We start from the raw sequence: 7,130 nt of genomic DNA on the forward strand, positions 1-7,130 counted from the left end.
CTGGCCCTCGGCCTGGAGGCGGCCCACGGCCGCCGCCGGATCGTGCGGGCCGGCGGCGATTCCACCGGGGCCCGCGTCCTCGAGACTCTGGTCCGGGCGGTGTTCGCCACGCCCTCGATCGAGCTGGTGACGGCCTCGGTCCACGACCTGCTGCGCGACGAGCACGGGGCGGTGGCCGGCGTGGTGTGCGAGCGCGACGGCGCCCGCTTCCGCATCCCCGCCCGGGCGGTGGTGCTCGCCACCGGCGGCGTCGGCGCGCTCTACGCCTCGACCACGAACCCGCGCGGCGCCACGGGTCAGGGCCTGGCGCTGGCGGCACGCGCCGGCGCGGTGATGCGCGACCTCGAGTTCGTGCAGTTCCACCCGACGGCGATCGCCGTCGGGGCCGACCCGATGCCCCTCGCCACCGAGGCGCTGCGGGGGGAGGGCGCGCGCCTCGTCGACGAGACCGGCGCCGCCGTGATGGCGGGCATCGCCGGCGGCGACCTCGCCCCGCGCGACGTCGTCGCCCGCGGCATCTTCCAGGCGCTGGCGCGCGGCCGAACCGTCTCCCTCGACACGCGCGGGGCGCTCGGCGCTGCGATGGCGACGCGGTTTCCGACGGTCGCCGGCCTGTGCGCCCAAGCCGGCATCGACCCGGCGCGGCAGGCGATCCCGGTGCGGCCGGCCGCGCACTACCACATGGGCGGCATCCGCGTGGACGGCGCGGGCGCGTCGAGCGTCCCTGGCCTCTACGCGAACGGGGAGGTCGCCTCCACCGGCCTGCACGGCGCCAACCGCCTCGCCAGCAACTCGCTCCTCGAGGCGCTGGCCTATTCGGGCTTCATCGCCGACGCCTTGGACGCGATGCCGCCGGGGCCGGCCGTGCCGGACATCCGCACCGAGCGCCCGGCGGGCGACCTGCCGGCGATCCGGCAGACCATGGAGCGCCACGTCGGCGTGGTGCGCGACGAGGCCGGGCTTCGGGCCGCCGTCGACGCCCTGACGCCGCTGGCGGAGGCGGGCTGCGATGCCGCGCTCACCGCCGTGATGATCGCGCAGGCCGCCCTCGACCGGCGCGAGAGCCGCGGCGGCCACTGGCGCAGCGACTTCCCCCACGCCGCGCCGGCACGGCACAGCGAGACGACGTTGCACGCCGTGATGCCCGAACCCGAGCGCACCGACGAGGCGATGGCCCGATGAGCGATATCCTGCCCCTGCCGCGGCTCCTCGTGGAGCCGATCGTCCGCGCAGCCCTGCTGGAGGACCTCGGCCGCGCCGGCGACATCACCACCGACGCGATCGTGCCGGCGGATGCCCGCCTCGACGGCGTCATCGCCGCGCGCCAGCACGGCGTGATCTCCGGCGTCGACGCCGCGGTGATCGCCTTCGCGCTGGTCGACCCGGCCGTCCAGGCGGTGATCGAGCGCGGCGACGGGGCGCGGGTCGCCCCCGGCGACGTGGTGATCCGCCTGTCGGGGCCGGCGCGCGCGATCCTCACCGCCGAGCGCGTGGCGCTGAACCTGCTCTGCCGGATGTCGGGCGTCGCCACCGCCACGTCCGGCCTCGTCGAGGCGGCGCGGCCGCACGGCAAGGCCTCGATCGTCTGCACCCGCAAGACCACGCCGGGCCTGCGCGCCCTGGAGAAGCACGCGGTGCGCGCCGGCGGCGGCTCCAACCACCGCTTCGGCCTCGACGACGCGGTGCTGATCAAGGACAACCACGTGGCGGTCGCCGGCGGCATCGTCCCGGCGATCGAGCGGGCGCGCGCCAGGGCCGGGCACCTCGTCAAGATCGAGGTCGAGGTCGACACCCTCGACCAGCTGCAGGAGGCGTTGTCGGTCGGCGCCGACGCCGTGCTCCTCGACAACATGAGCCCTGAGCAGCTCGCCCGCGCGGTCGCGATGATCGACGGGCGCGCGCTGTCGGAGGCCTCCGGCCGGATCAACGCGTCCACGGTCGGCGCCGTGGCGGCCTCCGGGGTCGACCTGATCTCCTGCGGCTGGATCACGCACAGCGCCGCGATCATCGATCTCGGCCTCGACGCCGCCTGATCGCATCCGCGGCGGGCCGGGCCCTCGCGGCGACGGCCTTGTGCCGAGGCCTCCGACGCCGCATGGCTCCGTCGCCTCGGGCGCGAGGCGAAGCGGTCCGGCATCCTTCGGCCCGGGCGGATGTCGGGACGGGGTCTCATGGCGGTCGGCGTGGAGGACGACGTGACGGAGGGGGCGGCTACGCCCGAACAGCCGCCGATTCCCGGAATGCCGCCGCGCCCGGCCCGCCGGCTGCCGACCTGGACCTTCCTCAAGACCGCCGCCACCAACTCGCTGGCGGCCTGCGACGCCGAGCTGTTCGAGACCCTTGTGGTCCCGCGCAACTACTGGAGCCAGCAGGTCCTGTTCGTCAGCGATCCTGAGGCGATCCGGCACGTGCTGATCGACCGGTTCGACAACTACCCGCGCGTGACCTCGATCCGCCGCCTGTTCGAGACCGACCTGCGGACGGGGACGCTGGCGAGCGAGGGCGAGGTCTGGCGCCGGCACCGCCGCGTCGCGACGCCGACGATCGATCCGCGCTCGATCCGCCCCGACGTGCCGGCGATGCTCGACCTCGCCGGGCGCATCGCCGACGAGGTCGCGTCGGCGGGCTCGACTGCGCCGGTGGACATCGAGCGGTCGGTCGGAAGTCTCTCGACCCTGCTGTGGAACCAGGTGGTGACCGGCGGCGACCCGGCGGGCCTGCCGATCCTGCGCTGGCTCTCGAAGGTGCCGCACAAGCCGCGGATGATCGACCTGATCCCGAAGCCGACCTGGCTCGCGGACCGCCTCGTCCACCACCGCCGCGACCCGGCGCTGCCGCTCCTCGACGCCGAGCTGCACGCGATGATCGCCGCAAGGCGCCAGCCGGACTATGCCGGGGCGCACGACCTGCTCTGGCGCCTCGCCCACGGCCGCGACCGGCAGACCGGGCAGGAACTCCCGGATTCGGAGGTCCGGGACGAGGCGGCGAGCCTGATCGCCGGCGGCGCGGCCTCCGTCCGGGCGCTGACCTGGATCTGGTATCTGCTCGCCCTGCATCCCGCTGTCGAGGCGCGGTTCCATGCCGAGCTCGATGCGGCCATGCCCGACGGCGTGGCGACGCCCGAGGCCCTCGACCGGCTCCCCTACACCCGCCGCGTGCTCGAGGAGGTGATGCGGCTCTATCCGCCGATCCCCGCCATCCTGCGGCAGGCCTCGGCGCGCGACGTGGTCGCCGGCCACCGGGTTCGCCGCGGCGCGATCATCGCGGTCATGCCGTGGATCGTGCACCGGCACCGGAAGCTGTGGCGCGACCCCGACCTGTTCGATCCCGAACGCTTCACAGAAGCCAACGGCGTCGGCCGGCCGCGGCTCGCGTACCTGCCCTTCGCGACCGGCCCGCGGGTCTGCGTCGGGGCGTCCTTCGCGATGACGCAGATGCTGGTGGTGATCGCCGTGCTCGGACGCCGCTTCCGGTTCCGCCTCGCCTCGGATGCGCCCGTGGTGCCGTTCGGTGCCATCAGCCTGCAGCCGAAGGGCGGCCTGCCCGTCCTGGTCGAGCCGCGCTGATCCCGAGCGCAGGACCGGACAAGGAAAAAGCGCGTCCTCGATCATGAGGAACGCGCTTCCGAAGGTGGCCCGTGGTCTCAGGATACGGGCGCAGTTCTCCTAGCTTGCCGCCGCAGCATCCGTACCGGGGTTCAGAGCCGAATAGACTACAAAGGCAGCGCGATGTTCCGTCCCCGGCGGGACGCGAGGACATGGAAATCCCGGCTTCGATGCGGCGTCGCGGTATTCGATCGCTGCCGGCAAACAATGGCGGATCGATCCCCGTTCGAACGGCGCCGCCAGAGCGCGATTTCGCCACGATACGGCAACGCTGCCACAGTGTTGCCACCGTGTCACGGCGCGGCGCCAACCATGGTGCGGCGCGGTTTCAGGCTTGGCTTTGGGCCGCGCTCGTTTACCCCTTGGCGAGACTTGGTACGCCAACGTGCCGAAGCGTCGTCCACCGCGTTCTCCACAGCTTTCGCCTGCCTTCTGAGAGGCCTTGATGCGTCGTAACTTCGCCCTGATCGGGCTCGTCTGCGCGGCTGCCGCCTGGGCGGCTCCCGCACTCGCCTACGAGATCGACCCGCTGACCCGTCAGCCGCTGGACAACGCCCTGTCCGTGCGCGTGCGCCCGCAGGCGGTCCAGGTCGTCGCGGTCCCGACGGCCAACGCCTCGCTGAACGCCGCCGACCCGATGGCCTCCACCGTCCCGCAGATGTCGGCGGTGCCGCGCGAGACCGTGGCCTATAGCGGCCCGTACTCGGCCGGCACGATCGTGGTCTCCACCGCCGAGCGCCGCCTGTACTACATTCTCGGCAACGGCGAGGCCCTGCGCTACGGCGTCGGCGTCGGCCGTCCCGGCTTCACCTGGGGCGGCGTCCAGAACATCACCATGAAGAAGGAATGGCCGGATTGGCGCCCGCCGTCGACCATGCTGCGCCGCCGCCCCGACCTGCCGCGCTTCATGAAGGGCGGCATCGAGAACCCGCTCGGCGCCCGCGCCATGTATCTCGGCGGCTCGATCTACCGCATCCACGGCTCGAACGAGCCGGAGACCATCGGTACCGCCGTCTCCTCGGGCTGCATCCGCATGGCCAACGAGGACGTGATCGACCTCTACACCCGCGCCAAGGTCGGCACGAAGGTCATCGTCCAGCGCTGATCGCGTCGATCCCGGACCACGAGCAAAGAAGGCCGGCCGAGACGCCGGCCTTTTTTGCTGCCCCGCCTGCCCTCAGTGGCAGCCGCACCCGCCGCCTCCGCTCCCGCATCCGCCCTTCGCCGCGGTTCCGCCCTTGATCGGGGCGACCTTCGCGGTCTCGCGGTCCAGCCCGCGCTCGGCGAGTTCGTCGAGGTAGGTCGCCCAGCGAGAATCGTATTCGCGGCCGAGCTCGTGCAGGTAGTTCCAGCCGAAGATGCCGGTGTCGTGCATGTCGTCGAAGCCGAGCTTCACCGCGTAGTTGCCGACCGGCTGGATCTCCAGGATCGCCACCGCGCGCTTGCCGCCGATCACCTTGCGCTCGGCCGGCGAGTGGCCCTGCACCTCCGCCGACGGGCTCGACACCCGGAGATATTCGGCCGGCAGCGCGTAGCGCCCGCCGTCGTCGAAGGCGACGTTGAGCACGCGCTTGTCCCCCGACAGCCGGATCTCGGTCGGCCAGCGTTCCTCGGTCACGGTCGGACTCCCTTGTAACGTCTCTTGCGACGTCTCTTGCAACTTCTGAGGCGGGCGGCGCCTCTGCGGCCCTGCACGCGCTTGCCCGCGGGCCTGCGTCCCATCATATGCGCATCCATGCTAGGTTCGTCATCCGATCCCCGCGCGGAAACCGCGTCGTCGCGTTCAGAGTCCCGCATGGGTCATCAGAGCCACCCTCAGCCGGCACCGCTGATCGATCCGTTCCAGCGGGCGATCACGTACCTGCGCATCTCCGTGACCGATCGCTGCGACCTGCGCTGCGTGTACTGCATGTCCGAGGAGATGAACTTCCTGCCCAAGCGCGACCTGCTCACGCTGGAGGAGCTGGACCGGCTCTGTGGGGTGTTCATCGACCGCGGCGTGCGCAAGCTCCGCATCACCGGCGGCGAGCCGCTGGTGCGGCGCGACATCATGCACCTGTTCCGCCGCCTGTCGCGCCATCTCGGCACCGGCGCGCTGGACGAGCTGACGCTTACCACCAACGGCACCCAGCTCGGGCGCTTCGCGGCCGAGCTGGCCGAGCTCGGGATCCGCCGCGTCAACGTCTCGCTCGACACCCTCGACCCCGACAAGTTCCGCGCGATCACCCGCCGCGGCGACCTGCCGGTGGTACTCGACGGCATCGCAGCCGCGCGCGCCGCCGGCATCAAGGTCAAGATCAACGCCGTGGCGCTGAAGGGCGTGAACGAGGACGAGATCGCCGACATGATCGCCTGGGCCCACGGCCTCGGCATGGACATGACGCTGATCGAGGTGATGCCGCTGGGTGAGGTCGACGGCGACCGCACCGACCAGTTCCTGCCGCTCTCGGTCGCCCGCGCCCGCCTGGAGCATCGTTACACGATGACGCCGCTTCCAGACCACACCGGCGGCCCGGCCCGCTACGTCCGCGTCGAGGAGACCGGCGGGCGCCTCGGCTTCATCACGCCGCTGACCCACAATTTCTGCGAGAGCTGCAACCGCGTCCGCCTGACCTGTACCGGCAAGCTCTACATGTGCCTCGGCCAGGAGGACGCCGCCGACCTCCGCTCGGCGCTGCGCGCCTCGCCGGACGACGCGCTCGTCACCGCGGCCGTGGTTGAGGCGATCTCGCGCAAGCCGAAGGGCCACGATTTCGTCATCGAGCGCCAGCGCCCCGCCGCGGTGCCCCGCCACATGAGCGTGACCGGCGGCTGAGACCCGCCCGGCGCTTTTACGCCGGTGATTCTTCCTCGGGTCCACCGATATCGCCCCATTGCGTTACGGTCTCGGATCACGCGCGGGTCCCCCTCTTCCCGCAGGCGGGGAGAGGCCCGCACGGACCTCGTCGTCCGTGCGGGAAGCGAAGGCGGAGCCGAAGCGACGGTGAGGGGGCGCCAACGGACGAGGCTCCTCCGGCTCAGCCCCCTCACCGTCGGCTGCCGCCTCGCTTTGCCGACGACGAGGTCGACAAAGCCCTCTCCCCGCACGCGGGGCGAGGTGATGCGCGTGCGGCGAGCAGCCAAGTGTACGACCGGCAGGAGTACGGATGCCCGAAGCCGGTAGCCCTCGGTTTTCGGAATCACTTGGTTGGACGAAGGCCCGATCCGATCCTCGGCCTCACTCGACGACGATGACGTGGTTCGGCAGTTCGTCGGGGTTTTCGGGACCGGCCGGGACGTGACGCGCCAGCTCCGCGCCGATGCGTTCGATCGCGCGCAGGAGCCCGGCTTCCGCCTCGCCCGCGCGGAGCGCGGCCGTGAGGTCGGCCAGCGTCGTGGTCCATCGCGCGTCGCCGACCCGCTCCAGGATGCCCGTGTCGGCGACGATCTCGGCATGCTGCTCGGCGAGCGACAGGTGGAGCAGGATGCCGGTCCGCCCGCGGGTGCGCCCCAGCCCCCGCGCCCGGAACGCGCGGCGCGCGGCGT

7 protein-coding genes are annotated in these 7,130 nt (G+C 72.2%); 5 read left to right on the forward strand and 2 right to left on the reverse strand.

Annotation, left to right across the window (positions count from 1 at the left end; translation table 11 throughout):
- From FV229_RS23805 to FV229_RS23820, 4 genes are all read left to right on the forward strand, one after another.
- The coding region (locus FV229_RS23805; protein ID WP_147754325.1) for an FAD-binding protein at positions 1-1,182 on the forward strand (1,182 nt) is incomplete at its 5' end.
- A complete protein-coding gene (gene nadC, locus FV229_RS23810) occupies positions 1,179-2,033 on the forward strand; it encodes a carboxylating nicotinate-nucleotide diphosphorylase (protein WP_147754326.1) in 855 nt (284 codons plus the stop codon). The genes FV229_RS23805 and nadC, both read left to right, overlap by 4 nt.
- A 138-nt stretch (positions 2,034-2,171) precedes the next feature.
- Positions 2,172-3,566, forward strand: coding sequence for a cytochrome P450 (locus FV229_RS23815; protein WP_147754327.1), 1,395 nt, complete (start codon positions 2,172-2,174; stop codon positions 3,564-3,566).
- 484 nt (positions 3,567-4,050) lie between these two features.
- Positions 4,051-4,710 (forward strand): L,D-transpeptidase, encoded by a 660-nt coding sequence (locus FV229_RS23820; RefSeq protein WP_147754328.1) that lies wholly within the window; start codon positions 4,051-4,053, stop codon positions 4,708-4,710.
- 72 nt (positions 4,711-4,782) lie between these two features.
- On the opposite strand, the gene FV229_RS23825 is transcribed toward FV229_RS23820, so the two are convergent.
- Positions 4,783-5,223, reverse strand: coding sequence for a DUF971 domain-containing protein (locus FV229_RS23825; RefSeq protein WP_147754329.1), 441 nt, complete (start codon positions 5,221-5,223; stop codon positions 4,783-4,785).
- A 177-nt stretch (positions 5,224-5,400) separates the two neighbouring features.
- Here FV229_RS23825 and moaA point away from each other — a divergent pair, with 177 nt between their 5' ends.
- Positions 5,401-6,420 carry a GTP 3',8-cyclase MoaA gene (gene moaA / locus FV229_RS23830; RefSeq protein WP_147754330.1) on the forward strand — a complete coding sequence of 340 codons (1,020 nt, stop codon included), beginning with the start codon at positions 5,401-5,403 and terminating at the stop codon, positions 6,418-6,420.
- 402 nt (positions 6,421-6,822) lie between these two features.
- Here moaA and FV229_RS23840 read toward each other — a convergent pair.
- Positions 6,823-7,130, reverse strand: a 308-nt coding sequence (locus tag FV229_RS23840) for a TPM domain-containing protein (protein ID WP_187275268.1), incomplete at its 5' end; no start/stop codon positions are given.

It is taken from the genome of Methylobacterium sp. WL120, from assembly GCF_008039465.1.
Classification (GTDB): domain Bacteria; phylum Pseudomonadota; class Alphaproteobacteria; order Rhizobiales; family Beijerinckiaceae; genus Methylobacterium; species Methylobacterium cerastii.

Coding starts and splice junctions, on each gene's coding strand:
- moaA (WP_147754330.1), top strand. CDS start 5,401: ATGGGTCATCAGAGCCACCCTCAGCCGGCACCGCTGATCGATCCGTTC.
- FV229_RS23815 (WP_147754327.1), top strand. CDS start 2,172: ATGGCGGTCGGCGTGGAGGACGACGTGACGGAGGGGGCGGCTACGCCC.
- FV229_RS23820 (WP_147754328.1), top strand. CDS start 4,051: ATGCGTCGTAACTTCGCCCTGATCGGGCTCGTCTGCGCGGCTGCCGCC.
- nadC (WP_147754326.1), top strand. CDS start 1,179: ATGAGCGATATCCTGCCCCTGCCGCGGCTCCTCGTGGAGCCGATCGTC.